The sequence below is a fragment of the Flavobacterium sp. CF108 genome (assembly GCF_900129795.1).
In the GTDB taxonomy this organism is placed as follows: Bacteria; Bacteroidota; Bacteroidia; order Flavobacteriales; family Flavobacteriaceae; genus Flavobacterium.
In genome coordinates, this window is record NZ_FQWW01000002.1 from 305,871 (window position 1) to 322,032 (window position 16,162).

The following is a 16,162-nucleotide window of genomic DNA, read 5'->3' on the forward strand; positions in this document are numbered from 1 at the left end:
TCAATCACGAAAAACACTTTAAAAACAAATGAACCAAGATTATATAAAACCAGACAATTGGTCAATTATAGAAGAAGGATTTGATGCCGAAAGAGTCAAATCGTCTGAAAGTCTTTTTAGTATCGGGAACGGTGCTATGGGACAACGCGCCAATTTTGAAGAAACATATTCAGCAGAAACTTTTCAGGGAAGTTATATCGCTGGAATTTATTATCCGGACAAAACAAAAGTGGGCTGGTGGAAAAACGGGTATCCGAAATATTTTGCCAAAGTACTTAATGCTCCAAACTGGATAGGAATTGACATAGAAATCAACGAAGAAAATCTTGATTTGAATAATTGTACCGAAGTTAGGAACTTCCGCAGAGAATTGAACATGAAAGAAGGATGGTACAATCGTTCCTTTGAAGCAACTCTAAAAAACGGAACCGAAATCGCCGTTAACGTTCGTCGTTTTCTTTCCTTAGATTTAGACGAAGCAGGAATCATTAAATACGACATTACACCTTTAAATAAAGATGCAAAAATCGTTTATAAACCTTACGTTGATGCAGGTGTAACCAATGAAGATGCCAACTGGGAAGAAAAATTCTGGGAACCGCTTGAAGTTAAAAAAGGAACAAACGAAGCTTTTGTAACCGCTCAAACGTTTAAAACGCATTTTAAAGTTACGACTTTCATGCACAATACGATTTTGGCAAATGGAGAAAATATTCATGTTTCGCCATCTACAATCGATTCAACAACAGATAAAATTCAGTATACTTACGGAACTATTATTGCAAAAGGACAAACCTCATCAATCCAAAAAATTGGAGGATATACGGTTTCTTTAAATCACGAAAATACTTTGGCTGCAGCCGAAAAAGTAATAAAATCGGCAGTAAATTCAGGATATGATGCTTTACTTCAAAATCAAATTGAAGCCTGGGCAAAAATCTGGGAAATGTCAGATATTACAATCGAAGGCGATGTAAAAGCACAGCAGGGAATCCGTTTCAACATCTTCCAATTAAACCAAACATATTCAGGAAAAGATTCTCGTTTAAACATTGGGCCAAAAGGATTTACTGGAGAAAAATACGGCGGATCAACTTATTGGGATACTGAAGCGTATTGTATTCCGTTTTACATGGCAACAAAAGATCAGCAAGTTGCTAGAAATTTATTGACTTATCGTTACAACCAATTAGACAAAGCGATTGAAAATGCTAAAAATAATTTAGGTTTTAAAAACGGCGCTGCATTATATCCAATGGTTACCATGAACGGTGAAGAATGTCACAACGAATGGGAAATAACACACGAAGAAATCCACAGAAATGGTGCGATTGCTTTTGCGATTTACAACTATTACCGTTACACGGGTGATTACTCTTATATTCCAGAAAAAGGTTTAGAAGTTTTAATTGGGATTGCGCGTTTCTGGCACCAAAGAGCTTCTTTCTCAAAAGAGAAAAATCAATATGTAATCTTAGGAGTTACAGGACCAAACGAATACGAAAATAACATCAACAATAATTTCTACACCAATTATATTGCAAAATGGTGTATTGATTTTGCGGCAGATCAAATAAATAAAGTGGCACTGGAATATCCGGCAGATCACAAACGTGTTTTAGAAAAAGTAAAGCTGCCTTCTGAAGAAATTCACGAATGGAAAAAAGTGGCTAATGATATGTATTTCCCAACTTCTCAAGAGTTAGGAGTTTATTTGCAGCAAGACGGTTTCTTAGACAAAGATTTAGTTCCGGTAAAAGATTTAGATCGTTCGCAGCGCCCAATTAACCAAAAATGGTCTTGGGATCGCGTTTTACGTTCACCATACATCAAACAAGCCGATGTTTTACAATGTTTCTATTTCTTCGAAGATCATTTTTCAAGAGAAGAATTAAAACGAAATTTCGAATTTTATGAATCATTTACCGTTCATGAAAGTTCACTTTCGCCTTGTGTACACTCGATTCAGGCTGCGGTTTTAGACAAAATGGATATGGCGTATACTTTCTACTTAAGAACTTCTCGTCTTGATCTTGACGATTATAACAAAGAAGTTGAAGAAGGCTGTCACATTACGTCAATGGCCGGAACATGGATGAGTATTGTAGAAGGTTTTGGCGGAATGAGAGTGAAAAATGATCAATTGCATTTTTCTCCAAAAATTCCAAAAGAATGGAAAGGTTATACATTTAAAATTAATTTCAGAAACCAAATTTTAAAAGTAGCTGTAAATCATAACGAAACAACATTTACTGTAGACGGCGATCAAGATTTAACAATTGTAGTTAACGGAAATCCTGTAATTGCAAGTAAATTTGTACAAATAAATTAAATTACAACACACTTAAAAACTAAAAAACATGAAAAACTTATTTTTCGCAAGTTTAATTTTGTTTGCGTTTAGCACCGTTGCAAAGGCGCAGCAGTTAAAATCACCCGAAGGCAAGTTCGTAATGGAATTTTCTCTTCAAAACGACGGAACTCCAACGTACAATTTAAAATACAAAAACAAAGAAGTTGTCAAAACCAGTAAATTAGGTCTTGAACTTAAAGATGATAAAAAATCTTTATTGAATGACTTTACGGTTGTTGATACCAAAACTTCAACTTTTGATGAAACCTGGAAACCGGTTTGGGGAGAAGTTGATAACATCAGAAATCATTATAATGAATTGGCTGTAACTTTAAACCAAAAAGGAACAGACAGACAAATCATTATTCGTTTCCGTTTATTTGAAGATGGTTTAGGATTTAGATATGAATTTCCGGCACAAAAGAATCTTACTTATTTCGTAATTAAAGAAGAAAGATCTCAATTTGCCATGACTGGAGATCACACCGCTTTCTGGATTCCGGGAGATTATGATACTCAGGAATACGATTATACAAAATCGAAATTATCTGAAATTAGAGGTTTATCTGAAAAAGCATATACAGCAAACGTTTCTCAAAAATCATTTTCACCAACAGGAGTTCAAACTTCTTTGATGTTAAAAACAAACGACGGAATCTACATCAACTTACACGAAGCAGCTTTGATCAACTATTCTTGTATGCACTTGAATTTAGATGATAAAAACATGACTTTTACCTCTTGGTTAACTCCGGATGCAAAAGGCGATAAAGGTTATATGCAAGCGCCAAGCCACTCCCCTTGGAGAACAATTATGGTAAGCGATGACGCCAGAGAAATCTTAGCTTCAAAAATGACATTAAACTTAAATGATCCTTCAAAAATTGATGATACTTCTTGGATTAAACCAGTAAAATATGTTGGTGTTTGGTGGGAAATGATTACAGGAAAAAGCTCTTGGTCATACACAAATGATTTTCCAACAGTTCAATTAGGAGTTTCTGATTTCTCAAAAGCAAAACCAAGCGGAACACACGGCGCAAACAATGCTAACGTAAAAAAATACATTGATTTTGCTGCTGCGAATGGTTTCGACGCCGTTTTAGTAGAAGGTTGGAACGAAGGTTGGGAAGACTGGTTTGGACATTCAAAAGATTATGTTTTTGATTTCGTAACACCTTATCCTGATTTTGACGTAAAAGGTTTGCACGAATACGCAAAATCTAAAGGTGTAAAAATCATCATGCACCATGAAACTTCAGGTTCAGTTCGTAATTACGAGCGTCACATGGATGCAGCTTATAAATTCATGAAAGACAACGGATATGATGCTGTAAAAAGCGGATATGTTGGAGATATTTTACCTCGCGGTGAAAACCATTACGATCAATGGATTGTAAATCACTATCAATATGCAATTGAAAAAGCAGCTGATTATAAAATTATGGTGAATGCTCACGAAGCAGTTCGTCCAACAGGAATTTGCAGAACGTATCCTAACTTAATTGGAAACGAAGCTGCAAGAGGAACAGAATACCAAGCTTTTGGAGGTTCTAAACCAAATCACGTTACTGTTTTACCATTTACACGTTTAATTGGAGGTCCAATGGATTATACGCCTGGAATCTTCGAAATGGATATCAGCAAGATGAATCCTGGAAATACTTCGCACGTAAACAGTACAATTTGTAATCAATTAGCTTTATACGTAACTATGTACAGTCCGTTACAAATGGCTGCTGATACTCCGGAGAACTACAACCGTTTTCCAGATGCGTTTCAATTCATTAAAGATGTGGCTGTAGACTGGTCAGAAAGTAAATACATCGAGGCTGAGCCAGGAGATTTCATTACTGTTGCCCGTAAAGCAAAAGGAACAAACAACTGGTTTATTGGAAACGTAAACGGAGAAACTCCTCGTACATCAAACATCGATTTCAGCTTCCTTGAAAAAGGTAAAAAATACACGGCAACCATTTATGCTGATGCAAAAGATGCGCATTACAAAACAAATCCGCAAGCTTACACCATCAAGAAAATTGCTGTAACTAATAAATCAAAATTATCGCAGTTATCTGCTCCTGGCGGAGGTTATGCTATAAGCATTATTGAAACCAAATAATTTTTTCAAAGACAAGTGATTTTCCCCAAAATTACTTGTCTTTTTTTTTAAAATCTGACGTAGAGATCTCCTGCAAGGTTTTCAAAACCTTGTAGGTCTTCTACAACTTCCCTTTCTACTCAATTGACACCTACAAGGTTTTGAAAACCTTGCAGGAAATCGAAAATAAAAACAAAAACTATGAACAACCTAAAAATAAACCATCATATCTTTAGATTAGTCCTAATGGTTTTGTTGTTTTCCGCTTCCGCGAAAGCGCAAATCCAAAAAGTAGAACCGCCATTTTGGTATGCAGGAATGAAAAATCCAGAACTGCAGATTATGTTCTACGGAAAAAACATTGCACAATATGAAGCTTCGGTTTCGAATAATGTGATGATTAAAAATGTAGAGAAAACCGAAAATCCAAACTATCTTTTCGTAACAATCGATACGCAAAACCTAAAAGCTTCTGAGTTGGTTTTCTCATTCAAAAACAAAAATAAAGTTGCTTTTACGCAGAAATATTCACTTAAAGAAAGAAGAGCAAATTCGGCAGACAGAAAAAGTTACGATGCATCGGATATGATTTACTTAATCATGCCGGATCGTTTTGCTAACGGAAATCCTAAAAATGACAGCGATCCTGTTTTAACTGAAAAAGGAAACCGTCAGGATCCAAGCGGACGTCATGGCGGCGATATCGAAGGAATCATCAAAAACTTAGATTATATTTCATCACTTGGCGCTACAACAATTTGGAGTACTCCTTTATGTGAAGACAACGACAAACAACATTCGTATCATACTTACGGACAATCTGATGTTTACAAAATCGATCCACGTTATGGAACTAATGATGATTACGCTCGTTTATCGGCAGAAATGCACAAAAAAAACATGAAACTGGTTATGGATTATGTAACGAATCACTGGGGAATTACTCACTGGATGATGAAAGATATTCCGACCAAAACATGGTTCAATCAGTTCGAAACTTTCACACAAACGCATCACCGTCGTGAAGTAATTACAGATATTCACGCTTCTAAAATAGATCAGGAAGTTTGTGTTGACGGCTGGTTCGTGCCTTCAATGCCAGATTTGAATCTAAGAAATCCTCTAGTTTCAAAATATTTAACTCAAAATGCAATCTGGTGGATAGAATTTGCTAATCTGGACGGTTTCAGAGTTGATACATATAATTATTCTGACCCGACTGCAATGTCAAATTGGGCAAAATCAATTACAAATGAATATCCAAACTTTAATATTGTGGGTGAAATCTGGATGCACAATCAGGCGAATTTAGCCTATTGGCAAAAAGACAGTAAAGTTGGTGCGATTGAAAACTACAATTCAAATTTACCAAGTGTAATGGATTTTACACTTCAAAGTCAGATTACTTCTGCTTTCAACGAAAATGACCCAAGCTGGGACAACGGGTTAATTAAATTCTACAATAATTTTGCAATGGATTTTTTATATCCAAACACCAATAACATTTTGGTCTTCGCCGAAAATCATGATACAGACCGTATGAACGATAAGTTCAAATATGATTTGCCAAAATACAAACTGGCGATGACTTTGTTGGCAACCGTTCGTGGAATTCCACAATTATATTATGGTTCAGAAATTGGAATGGGTGGCGATAAAGGCAAAGGCGATGCCGATATTCGTCAGGACTTTCCTGGTGGATGGGCTGGCGACAAAAACAATGCTTTAACCGCAACAGGAAGAACAACTGAGCAGGCCAAATACTTTGATTTTACTTCAAAATTATTCAACTGGAGAAAATCAAACGAAGCGGTTCACTTCGGAAAAATGACACATTACATTCCAGAAAATAATACGTATGTATATTTCAGATATACAGATTCAAAAACTGTAATGGTAGTTTTCAATAACAATGCAAAAGAGCAGGTTGTAAAAACAAATCGTTTTAAAGAAAATATCAAAAACTTTAAATCAGGAAAAGATGTTATCACAGGAAAAACATTTGATTTAGCTTCTGAAATCACTTTAGAACCAAAATCAGCTTTGGTTTTAGAATTGGAATAATTTTTCAAACACAAAGTATATCCATGTAGAGGCGCACAGCAGTGCGTCTACGCAAAGTTTTTCTGCCACGAATTTCACAAATTTCCACGAATTAATAATCAGATTTAGATTTGTGAAAATTTGTGAAATTCGTGGCGGAACCTTTTATTATAAATCTTAGTTAAATTTAGAATAAATGAAAAAATACACTTTCCTTTTTTTATCTTTAGTATACTTAACATTGAGTTGTTCTGGCTCAAAATCAGTTACAATGAATAACGAAAATACTTCGAAAACACCTTTCGTTTGGGAAGGAGCAAATGTTTATTTTTTACTTACAGATCGTTTTTACAACGGAAATCCTTCAAACGATATCAATTTCAATCGAACTAAAACTCCGGGAAAATTACGCGGATTTGAAGGCGGTGACATCATCGGAATTACCAAAAAAATCGAATCCGGATATTTTGAAAAACTAGGAATAAATGCCATTTGGCTTACGCCGATTGTAGAACAAATTCATGATGGTGTTGACGAAGGAACCGGATTAAGTTATGGCTTTCACGGTTATTGGGCAAAAGACTGGACGGCTCTCGATCCAAACTTCGGAACCAAAGAAGACTTAGCAAAACTGGTTAAAAAAGCACACGAAAAAGGCATCAGAATAATTCTTGATGGCGTAATTAATCATACCGGACCCGTAACTCCCGAAGATCCTGTTTGGCCTTCTGACTGGGTAAGAACGGGTGTAGTCTGCGATTACAAATCTTTTGAAAATACAACGATGTGTACTTTGGTAGAAAATCTTCCAGACGTAAAAACCGAAAGTACTCAAAATGTAGAACTACCTCCTTTTTTAGTTGAAAAATGGAAAAAAGAAGGTCGTTATGAAAAAGAAATTGCTTCACTTGACGAATTCTTCAAAAGAACTGGATATCCAAGGAGTCCGAAATATTACATCATAAAATGGCTTACTGATTATATCACAGAATTCGGAATTGACGGTTATCGCGCCGATACCGTAAAACATACCGAAGAAGGCGTTTGGGCCGATTTCAAAACACAATGTGATTACGCATTTGAAACCTGGAAAAAACATCATCCGCTTGAAGTTTTAGATCAAAATCCGTTTTATACGATTGCCGAAGTTTACGGTTACGGAATCAGCGGCGGTCAGGATTATGATTTTGGAGATCGAAAAGTAAATTATTTCCAAAATGGCTTTAACAGCATGATCAATTTTGAGTTTAAATGGAATGCTGCTCAAAACGATTATGAAGGTTTATTTTCTAAATATTCGAATGCTTTGAACAATGACTTAAAAGGATATTCAGTTTTAAATTATATGTCTTCACACGACGATGGACAGCCTTTTGATGCTAACCGAATAAAAGGTATTGAGACGGGAACTAAATTATTACTTTCTCCGGGAATGTCTCAGGTTTATTATGGTGACGAATCTAATCGTTCTCTAGTAATTGAAGGTACAAATGGCGATGCAACTTTACGTTCAAATATGAATTGGGATGATATTCAAAACAATCCTGAAACTCAAAAAACACTTTTGCATTGGCAGAAATTAGGGCAGTTTAGAAGAAACCATCCAGCTGTTGGAGCGGGCGTTCACCAATTAATTAATGCCAATCCTTATACTTTTTCTAGAACCTTAATCAAAGGCTCTTTTACAGATAAAGTAATTATGGGAGTAGATTTACCAAAAGGCAGAAAAGAACTTCCTGTTGGCGATATCTTCCCAAACGGAACTAAATTAAAAGACACTTATTCAGAACAAAATGTTGAAGTAATTGACGGTAAAGTAATTGTTGATAGTGAATTTGATATTGTTTTACTGGAATTAATTTAATCGCAAAGTTTTTTTAGCCACAGATTATTAAGATTAACACAGATTGGTTTGCCACGAATTTCACGAATTTTCACGAATTAATTTATCATTTTAAATTTGTGCAAATTCGTGAAATTCGTGGCGAAAGAAAAAATCCTTTTTAATCCTCATAATCTGTGGCTAACTTTTTTTATAATCCTGCGGCCTTTGCGTAAAACTTTGCGACCTTTGCGGTTAGAAAAAAACACTGCAAAATGCTAAAAATAGCTCACAGAGGTGCAAAAGCATACGAACCTGAAAATACTTTACAAGCTTTTCAAAAAGCCTTAGCCCTAAATTCAGATGGAATTGAACTTGACGTTCATCTTAGCGCTGACGAACATATTATCGTAATTCACGACGAAACGATAGACAGAACCACTAACGGAAAAGGTTTTGTAAATGATTTTACTTTAGCAGAATTAAAATCGTTTCTGATTGACGGAAAATATCAAATCTCAACTTTAAACGAGGTTTTTGATTTGATTGACAAAAAATGTCTCATCAATATCGAATTAAAAGGTTTAGGAACTCCCAGTAAAGTCGTACCTCTTATAGAAGAATATATTTCAGAGAAAAACTGGAATTACAATCATTTTATAATTTCAAGTTTTGATTGGAATATGCTGGAGGAAACATCAAACCTAAATCCAAATATCGCAATTGGTGTTTTAACAGAAGAAAATCTTGATACCGCTCTGGCTTTCGCCGAAAAAATAAAAGCAAAAGCCATTAATCCTGATTTTAATTTATTGAATAAAGAAAATGTTCAACAAATTCAGAAAAAAGGATTCTTAGTTTTCCCTTGGACAGTAAATACTAAAGAAGATATTCAAAAAATAAAAAGTTATAAAGTTGATGGAATTATCTCTGATAATCCAGACAAAATATAAATATAGCCACAAATTTGTTTGCCACGAATTACACGAATTGACACAAATTTTAGCATCATAAAATAATTCGTGGAAATTAGTGAAATTCGTGACGAAAGAAAAAATCCTCTTAATCTGTTTAATCTGTGGCAAATAAAAAAATTAGTGCCAATTCGTGAATTGCTTCGCCAGTTCGCTATCGCTCGGGTCGTGGCAAAACAATAAAAAATATGATCAAAAATTTCGACATAATCATCGTTGGCGGAGGCGCTGCAGGTTTTTTTACTGCGATTAATATTGCAGAGAAAAATCCAAAATTAAAAATTGCCATTTTAGAAAGAGGAAAAGAAGTCCTTTCTAAAGTCCGCGTTTCTGGCGGCGGACGCTGCAACGTTACACACGCATGTTTTGAACCAAATGAGTTGGTAAAATTTTATCCTCGAGGCGAAAAAGAACTTCGTGGCCCGTTTCATCAATTTTGTTCTGGAGATACAATCGAATGGTTCGAAAAACATGGAGTAGAATTAAAAATTGAAGAAGACGGTAGAATATTTCCCGTTTCTAATTCCTCTCAAACTATAATTGATTGTTTCCTAAAAGCAACCGAAAAATTAGGCATAAAAGTACTGACGGGACAAAGCGTTCAGTCGATTTTCAAAAAAGAAAATCACTGGAAAATTGATACACAAAATGACAATTTCGCTACAGAAAAATTGGTAATGGCAACCGGAAGCAACCCAAAAATCTGGGAAATGCTTCAACAACACGGGCATGCAATTGTGAGCCCCGTTCCTTCCCTATTTACTTTCAACATTAAAGATTCCAGAATTAAAGAATTACCAGGTGTTGCGGCACAAGTTACCGTAAATGTAAAAGACACCAAACTAGAATCGACAGGGCCTTTGTTAATCACACATTGGGGAATGAGCGGTCCGGCGATTTTAAAACTTTCGGCTTGGGGGGCGCGAACTTTATACGATAAAAATTATCAGTTTACGATTTTCGTGAATTGGTTAAATGATGTTGATACCGAAGATGCCGAAAAAATCCTAAAAGACTTAAAACAAGAACATGCTAAAAAATCAGTTTCTAAGAAATCTCCTTTTGACTTTCCGAACCGTTTATGGGAAAGTTTGGTTTTGGCTTCGGGAATTGATGCAGAAACCAAATGGGCAGATTTGTCTAAAATTCAGCTACAGAATTTAACGCTGCAACTGACAAAAGCGGAATTTAAAGTCAACGGAAAAAGTACTTTTAAAGAAGAATTTGTTACCGCAGGAGGAATTGATTTAAAAGAAATCAACTTCAAAACCATGGAAAGTAAATTACACCAAAACCTTTATTTTGCTGGCGAAATTGTAAATGTCGACGCTATTACAGGAGGTTTTAATTTTCAAAATGCCTGGACAAGCGGGTTTATTTTAGCCAATAATATTTAATAGAATGAAATTTAAAGGAATTATTTTTGATTTAGACGGAACGTTAGTAGATTCATTGCACGATATTTCAGATGCGATGAACATCGTTCTTAAAGGTCTAAATTACCCAACTCATACATACGATACCTATCAATATTTTATTGGGAGCGGTTTACGAAATTTGGTTAGTAAAGCACTTCCTGCAACAAATAATTCAGACGATCAAATTGAAATTTGTTTTGAATGTATGATTAACGAATATCGAAAAATCTGCACGCTAAAAACAAAACCGTACGAAGGAATTCTAGAATTATTAGATAATTTGACTTCACAGAATATCAAATTAGCAGTTTTCTCCAATAAAGCCGATGAGCTGACTAAAAAAATAGCATCAGAAATATTTCCTGATTATTTTGATACTGCCATTGGTTTAAGTACCGAAGCGCTCAAAAAACCAAATCCGTTTGAAGCTGTTGAAATAAGCAAAAGCTGGAATTTAAAACCAGAAGAAATTCTTTTTGTAGGCGATTCAGATATTGATATGAAAACCGCAGTAAATGCCAATATGTTTCCTGTTGGGGTTACTTGGGGTTACAGAACCGAAGATGAATTGAAATCTAGTGGCGCAAAAGTGGTTATTAATAATGCTTCGGAATTAATCGAGATATTATAAAAGTTTTCAGTCACAATCTTCTACTGAAAACTGTGACCGAGACTGAAAACTACGCAAAACAAATTAACAAGAATTTACAGATTTGACAAGTTTTCATTAAGACAATTCTAATAATTTTACTTTCAACTAAATACCACTAGATGAAAGTAAAATTACTTACCACGATTTCTTTTTTCACATACCAGCTCTCTATTTCTCAAACAGAAAAATTACTTCACGGAAAAGTTCTCTCCAACAAAGCTCCTCTTAATAAAGTTGAAGTTATAAATAAAACATCTAAAACTAGTACAAGAACAAATGAGCTGGGAGAATTCTCTATACTGGCAAAAGAACAAGACAGTTTACTTTTCTTTTCTAAAGATTATTTCTTTACACGGTTGAAACTTACATCCGAAAATTTAAAGAATAATAATCTCGTGGTTAATATGATTATTAAAGCCGAAGAGCTTAATGAAGTTGTAATTACAGCAATAAAATTTCAAAAAGTAGAGTTTGATGCCGAAAAAGTAAATGATATAAACAATCGCAAAACTGCAAACGATCTTTCTCGTTACACTGGCGTAAATGATGGCAGAATAAGATATGCTGCAAAAATGAATATTCCTTTAAAAGGCTCACATCCAAAAGAAAAATTTGAAGTAGACGATCGTTTTAAAAAACATGCCACGGCATATTGTCCTCCGGACTTTTTTACTAAAAATTTAAAACTTAATCCTGATCAAAAAGAACTTTTCCTTGAATTTTGTGATGCCGATCCAAAGTCTAAAACCCTTTTAGAGCATCCGAATGTTTTGGCTACAATGGATTTTTTGTATGCCAAAAATGATGAATTTAAGAAATTGAAACCTTGAACCCCTGAAACAAAACTCTATTTATTCAACCACCAAATACTAGCATTTAAAACCGTCGCAAATGCAACCCACGCTAAATACGGAATCAATAAATAACCTGAGATTTTATTGATTTTGGTGAATTTTAAATAGGTTTCGTAAATCATCAGCCATAAAAGAATTATTTCAATTAATGCCAAAAGCGGATTTTTTAATCCGAAGAATAAATAAGACCAAATCGCATTGAGCGTTAATTGAATCAAAAAGAAAAGAAGTGCCGTTTTTACCTTTTCGGTTTGTTCTTTTATTTTATCCCAAACAAGTGCAGCTGCAATTGCCATAAAAATATAAAGCGTAGTCCAAACCGGCATAAAAATCCAATTCGGCGGATTAAAAATGGGCTTCGCAATTGTTGGATACCAGCTTTCTACACTCGGTCTTGTTACCACACTTGCAGAATATCCTACTGCTAAACAAATAATTAAAGCTATTATGATCTTGACTGTCTTGTTCATTTTATCAAATTTTGTATTCAAAAATAGTCAAAAGAAAATTTAAACCATATAAGTTATATGAGTTCATTTTAGTAAAGCCCGCTTATAATATCTTACATAACTTATATGGTGAAAAAATTATCTATTATGGTGAAAAAACTATCTTTGCCAAAATTTATATTTCATGTTTACAGCAGCTGATTTTATTCCAAATCCATATACTTCAACAATCGAAAACGGAAACTTTGAGTGGAGCGCTCCCAGCAATATTGCATTAGTTAAATATTGGGGGAAAAAAGACAATCAGATTCCGGCAAATCCTTCGGCAAGTTTTACTTTGAATAATTGTAAAACGATTACGAAATTAGGGTTTTCGAAGAAAAGCATTTCGACTTCGCTCAATGTGACAAATGATGGTTTTTCTTTTGATTTACTTTTTGAAGGAAAACCAAAAGAAGATTTCAAACCAAAAATTCAGAAGTTTTTAGAACGAGTTGAAGTTTATCTGCCGTTTTTAAAAGACTATCATTTTACAATTGATACACAAAATACATTTCCGCATAGTTCAGGAATTGCATCTTCGGCTTCTGGAATGGCTGCTTTGGCTATGAATTTTATGTGTTTGGAGAAATTGCTGAATCCGGAAATGACAGATGAATACTTTTACCAAAAAGCTTCGTTTTTAGCTCGTTTAGGTTCAGGAAGTGCCTGCCGAAGTGTAAAAGGAAATGTTGTTGTTTGGGGAAATCAGGCTAATATTGAAGGAAGTACTGATTTATTTGGAGTTGAATTTCCGTACACGATTCATGAGAATTTTAAGAATTATCAAGACACTATTTTATTAGTTGATAAAGGTGAAAAACAAGTTTCAAGTACAGTTGGACACGATTTAATGCACAATCATCCTTATGCCGAAAGACGTTTTGCTCAGGCACACGAAAATCTGGATAAATTAATTACCATTTTCGAAAACGGAAATTTAGATGAATTTATTAAAGTTGTTGAAAGTGAAGCATTGACTTTGCACGCCATGATGATGACATCGATGCCGTATTTTATTTTGATGAAACCAAACACGCTGGAAATCATAAATGCAATCTGGAAATTTAGACAAGAAACCCAGATTCCAGTTTGTTTTACGCTTGATGCCGGTGCAAATGTGCATGTACTTTATCCCGAAAACGTTAGCGAAAAAGTATTACAATTTATTCAGGACAAATTAGTTGTGTTTTGTCAGAATCGTCAGTATATTTGCGACAAAATTGGAGACGGCGCAATTGCATTATAATTTTCCGTATCTTTAGTTAAATTTTAGGTTATGGGCATTCAATTAGAAAAACGTGAAGTGATGGATATTCTGAAAGGTACAAATGACCTTTCAATCATTTTGGCGGTCAAAAAAATGTTAACCCAAAAGAAAAAAGATTGGTGGGATGATTTAACTGATGAACAAAAAGAAGAAATTAAAGAAGGAGAAAGACAGATTGAACGTGGTGAATTTGTTGAATATGAAGAAATGATGAAAAAATTTCGTTAATGAAAAGAACGATAATCTTTTCAAAAAATGCTGAAAAAGTTTATTTGAATTATTTGAGTACCTAGAAATTAAATGGTCAAAAAAAGTAAAGGATAAATTTATATCAAATCTGGACAAGGTAATTTATCTAATACAAATAGAACCTGAGATTTTTCCTAAATCGGAATTAAATAACAAATATCGTAAATGTATTTTATCAAAACAAACAACGATATATTATAAATTCAATACGAAAAGAGTTGAAATAATTACTTTTTTTGACACCAGACAAGACCCAAATAAAATAAAAAAAGACATAAAATAAATCATGAAAGGACCTTTATTTTACTCAAAAATATTACTCTTTGGAGAATACGGAATCATCCGCGACTCTAAAGGACTTTCTATTCCTTATAATTTTTATAACGGTGCGTTGAAGAAATCTGAAGAACCTTCGGCAGAAGCAATTGCATCAAACAAAAGCTTAAGAAGTTTTGCAGCTTATCTTGAAGTCTTGCAGACACAGCAACCGGAATTGGTTACTTTCGATTTAGCAGCTCTTAAAAATGATGTCGAAACCGGAATGTATTTTGATTCAAGTATTCCGCAAGGATACGGTGTTGGAAGCAGCGGTGCACTTGTAGCGGCAATTTATGACAAATATGCAACTAACAAAATCACGGTTTTAGAGAACTTAACTCGTGAAAAACTGTTACAGTTAAAAAATATATTTTCTCAAATGGAGAGTTTTTTCCACGGAAAAAGTTCTGGTTTAGATCCTTTAAACAGTTATTTGAGTATCCCGATTTTAATTAATTCTAAAGATAATATCGAAGCAACCGGAATTCCGACTCAGAGTTTTGACGGAAAAGGTGCTGTATTTTTATTAGACTCTGGAATTGTTGGAGAAACGGCTCCAATGGTTAATATTTTTATGGAAAACCTAAAAGATAAAGGTTTCCGTACTATGCTTAAAAATCAATTCGTAAAATATACTGACGCTTGTGTAGAAAACTTTTTACATGGCGACATGAAGTCTTTGTTTACCAACACTAAAAAGCTTTCAAAAGTTGTTTTAAACAATTTTAAACCAATGATTCCGGAGCAATTTCACGGAATCTGGCAAAATGGAATTGACACAAACGATTATTACTTAAAACTTTGTGGTTCTGGCGGAGGTGGCTATATACTTGGCTTTACTGAAGATCTGGAACGTGCAAAAGCCTCTTTAAAAGATTATAAATTAGAAGTTGTTTACCAGTTTTAATTCTTAAAAGCCGAAATTATTTGAGTAGATTTTCATAAGTATTCATCCTAAAAAGTTATTTATTATGAAAAGCATTTTAAAAATAATTAAAGCAACTTTTTTAGGAGGAATCCTGTTTTTAGCACCTTTAGTTGTATTGCTTATTATTCTTGAAAAAGGATATGGCATAATTCAAAAAGTCACACTTCCACTTGTAAATTTCCTGCCGAGAGTACACGTTTTAGGAATTGCAATTCAGGAACTTGTTGGAACCATAATCTTAATTCTTATTTGTTTTACAGCGGGTTTACTGGCCAGAACTGCCGGCGCAAAAAAACTGATTCATAAATTAGAAAACGGAATTTTAAGTTTTGTTCCCGGATATTCTTTTATGAAAAACATGAATGAAAATATTATGGGACTTGAATCGAAACAAGATTTAAAAGTAATTTTAGTTCCTACAGATGCCGGCTGGCAATTTGCCTTTTTGATAGAACAAATAAATGAAAACAACTTTACTGTTTTTATTCCGGATGCACCAAATCCGTGGAGTGGTTCTGTTTGTTTTGTAGAAAAGAAAGACATTAAAGAAATTGACATGACACAAAAAGAAGCTTTGGCCTGCATTCGAAAATTAGGTTTTGGCTCTAAAGAATTGTTAAAAAACAAACTCTAAATTTCAGGTTTCAAAAATATCCTTTAACTTCCCTTAATCTAATCCAACACCACAATAA

13 protein-coding genes are annotated in these 16,162 nt (G+C 34.2%); 12 read left to right on the top strand and 1 reads right to left on the bottom strand.

The window, feature by feature from the left end:
• Positions 1-28: 28 nt before the first annotated feature.
• From BUE10_RS06600 to BUE10_RS06635, 8 genes are all read left to right on the top strand, one after another.
• On the top strand, positions 29-2,332 hold the full coding sequence (locus BUE10_RS06600) for a glycoside hydrolase family 65 protein (protein ID WP_073483497.1): 2,304 nt from the start codon (positions 29-31) through the stop codon (positions 2,330-2,332).
• A 28-nt stretch (positions 2,333-2,360) separates the two neighbouring features.
• Positions 2,361-4,475 carry a glycoside hydrolase family 97 protein gene (locus BUE10_RS06605; protein ID WP_073483499.1) on the top strand — a complete coding sequence of 705 codons (2,115 nt, stop codon included), beginning with the start codon at positions 2,361-2,363 and terminating at the stop codon, positions 4,473-4,475.
• 180 nt (positions 4,476-4,655) lie between these two features.
• On the top strand, positions 4,656-6,518 hold the full coding sequence (locus tag BUE10_RS06610; protein ID WP_073483501.1) for a glycoside hydrolase family 13 protein: 1,863 nt from the start codon (positions 4,656-4,658) through the stop codon (positions 6,516-6,518).
• A 175-nt stretch (positions 6,519-6,693) separates the two neighbouring features.
• Positions 6,694-8,361: an alpha-amylase family glycosyl hydrolase gene (locus BUE10_RS06615; protein ID WP_073483503.1), complete on the top strand. Its 1,668-nt coding sequence runs from the start codon at positions 6,694-6,696 to the stop codon at positions 8,359-8,361.
• Between the two features lie 233 nt (positions 8,362-8,594).
• Positions 8,595-9,272: a glycerophosphodiester phosphodiesterase gene (locus tag BUE10_RS06620; protein WP_073483505.1), complete on the top strand. Its 678-nt coding sequence runs from the start codon at positions 8,595-8,597 to the stop codon at positions 9,270-9,272.
• Between the two features lie 209 nt (positions 9,273-9,481).
• Positions 9,482-10,690, top strand: a complete 1,209-nt coding sequence (locus tag BUE10_RS06625; RefSeq protein WP_073483506.1) for a BaiN/RdsA family NAD(P)/FAD-dependent oxidoreductase — start codon at positions 9,482-9,484, stop codon at positions 10,688-10,690.
• Between the two features lie 4 nt (positions 10,691-10,694).
• Complete coding sequence (locus BUE10_RS06630) at positions 10,695-11,342, top strand: HAD family hydrolase (protein ID WP_073483508.1); 648 nt, start codon at positions 10,695-10,697, stop codon at positions 11,340-11,342.
• A 140-nt stretch (positions 11,343-11,482) separates the two neighbouring features.
• The gene (locus tag BUE10_RS06635; protein WP_073483510.1) at positions 11,483-12,193 is read left to right on the top strand and encodes a hypothetical protein; all 711 of its coding nucleotides are present in this window, start codon (positions 11,483-11,485) and stop codon (positions 12,191-12,193) included.
• 17 nt (positions 12,194-12,210) lie between these two features.
• On the opposite strand, the gene BUE10_RS06640 is transcribed toward BUE10_RS06635, so the two are convergent.
• Complete coding sequence (locus tag BUE10_RS06640) at positions 12,211-12,687, bottom strand: TspO/MBR family protein (RefSeq protein ID WP_073483512.1); 477 nt, start codon at positions 12,685-12,687, stop codon at positions 12,211-12,213.
• Positions 12,688-12,850: 163 nt separating this feature from the next.
• Here BUE10_RS06640 and BUE10_RS06645 point away from each other — a divergent pair, with 163 nt between their 5' ends.
• The 4 genes from BUE10_RS06645 to BUE10_RS06665 all read left to right on the top strand — a co-directional run bounded on the left by BUE10_RS06645 (position 12,851) and on the right by BUE10_RS06665 (position 16,104).
• Positions 12,851-13,954, top strand: coding sequence for a diphosphomevalonate decarboxylase (locus BUE10_RS06645; RefSeq protein WP_073483514.1), 1,104 nt, complete (start codon positions 12,851-12,853; stop codon positions 13,952-13,954).
• 30 nt (positions 13,955-13,984) lie between these two features.
• Complete coding sequence (locus BUE10_RS06650; RefSeq protein ID WP_073483516.1) at positions 13,985-14,203, top strand: hypothetical protein; 219 nt, start codon at positions 13,985-13,987, stop codon at positions 14,201-14,203.
• A 307-nt stretch (positions 14,204-14,510) separates the two neighbouring features.
• On the top strand, positions 14,511-15,449 hold the full coding sequence (locus tag BUE10_RS06660; RefSeq protein ID WP_073483518.1) for a mevalonate kinase family protein: 939 nt from the start codon (positions 14,511-14,513) through the stop codon (positions 15,447-15,449).
• Between the two features lie 64 nt (positions 15,450-15,513).
• Positions 15,514-16,104 carry a DUF502 domain-containing protein gene (locus BUE10_RS06665; protein ID WP_073483520.1) on the top strand — a complete coding sequence of 197 codons (591 nt, stop codon included), beginning with the start codon at positions 15,514-15,516 and terminating at the stop codon, positions 16,102-16,104.
• Positions 16,105-16,162 lie beyond the last annotated feature (58 nt).

Coding starts and splice junctions, on each gene's coding strand:
- BUE10_RS06600 (WP_073483497.1), top strand. CDS start 29: ATGAACCAAGATTATATAAAACCAGACAATTGGTCAATTATAGAAGAA.
- BUE10_RS06605 (WP_073483499.1), top strand. CDS start 2,361: ATGAAAAACTTATTTTTCGCAAGTTTAATTTTGTTTGCGTTTAGCACC.
- BUE10_RS06610 (WP_073483501.1), top strand. CDS start 4,656: ATGAACAACCTAAAAATAAACCATCATATCTTTAGATTAGTCCTAATG.
- BUE10_RS06615 (WP_073483503.1), top strand. CDS start 6,694: ATGAAAAAATACACTTTCCTTTTTTTATCTTTAGTATACTTAACATTG.
- BUE10_RS06620 (WP_073483505.1), top strand. CDS start 8,595: ATGCTAAAAATAGCTCACAGAGGTGCAAAAGCATACGAACCTGAAAAT.
- BUE10_RS06625 (WP_073483506.1), top strand. CDS start 9,482: ATGATCAAAAATTTCGACATAATCATCGTTGGCGGAGGCGCTGCAGGT.
- BUE10_RS06630 (WP_073483508.1), top strand. CDS start 10,695: ATGAAATTTAAAGGAATTATTTTTGATTTAGACGGAACGTTAGTAGAT.
- BUE10_RS06635 (WP_073483510.1), top strand. CDS start 11,483: ATGAAAGTAAAATTACTTACCACGATTTCTTTTTTCACATACCAGCTC.
- BUE10_RS06640 (WP_073483512.1), bottom strand. CDS start 12,687: ATGAACAAGACAGTCAAGATCATAATAGCTTTAATTATTTGTTTAGCA.
- BUE10_RS06645 (WP_073483514.1), top strand. CDS start 12,851: ATGTTTACAGCAGCTGATTTTATTCCAAATCCATATACTTCAACAATC.
- BUE10_RS06650 (WP_073483516.1), top strand. CDS start 13,985: ATGGGCATTCAATTAGAAAAACGTGAAGTGATGGATATTCTGAAAGGT.
- BUE10_RS06660 (WP_073483518.1), top strand. CDS start 14,511: ATGAAAGGACCTTTATTTTACTCAAAAATATTACTCTTTGGAGAATAC.
- BUE10_RS06665 (WP_073483520.1), top strand. CDS start 15,514: ATGAAAAGCATTTTAAAAATAATTAAAGCAACTTTTTTAGGAGGAATC.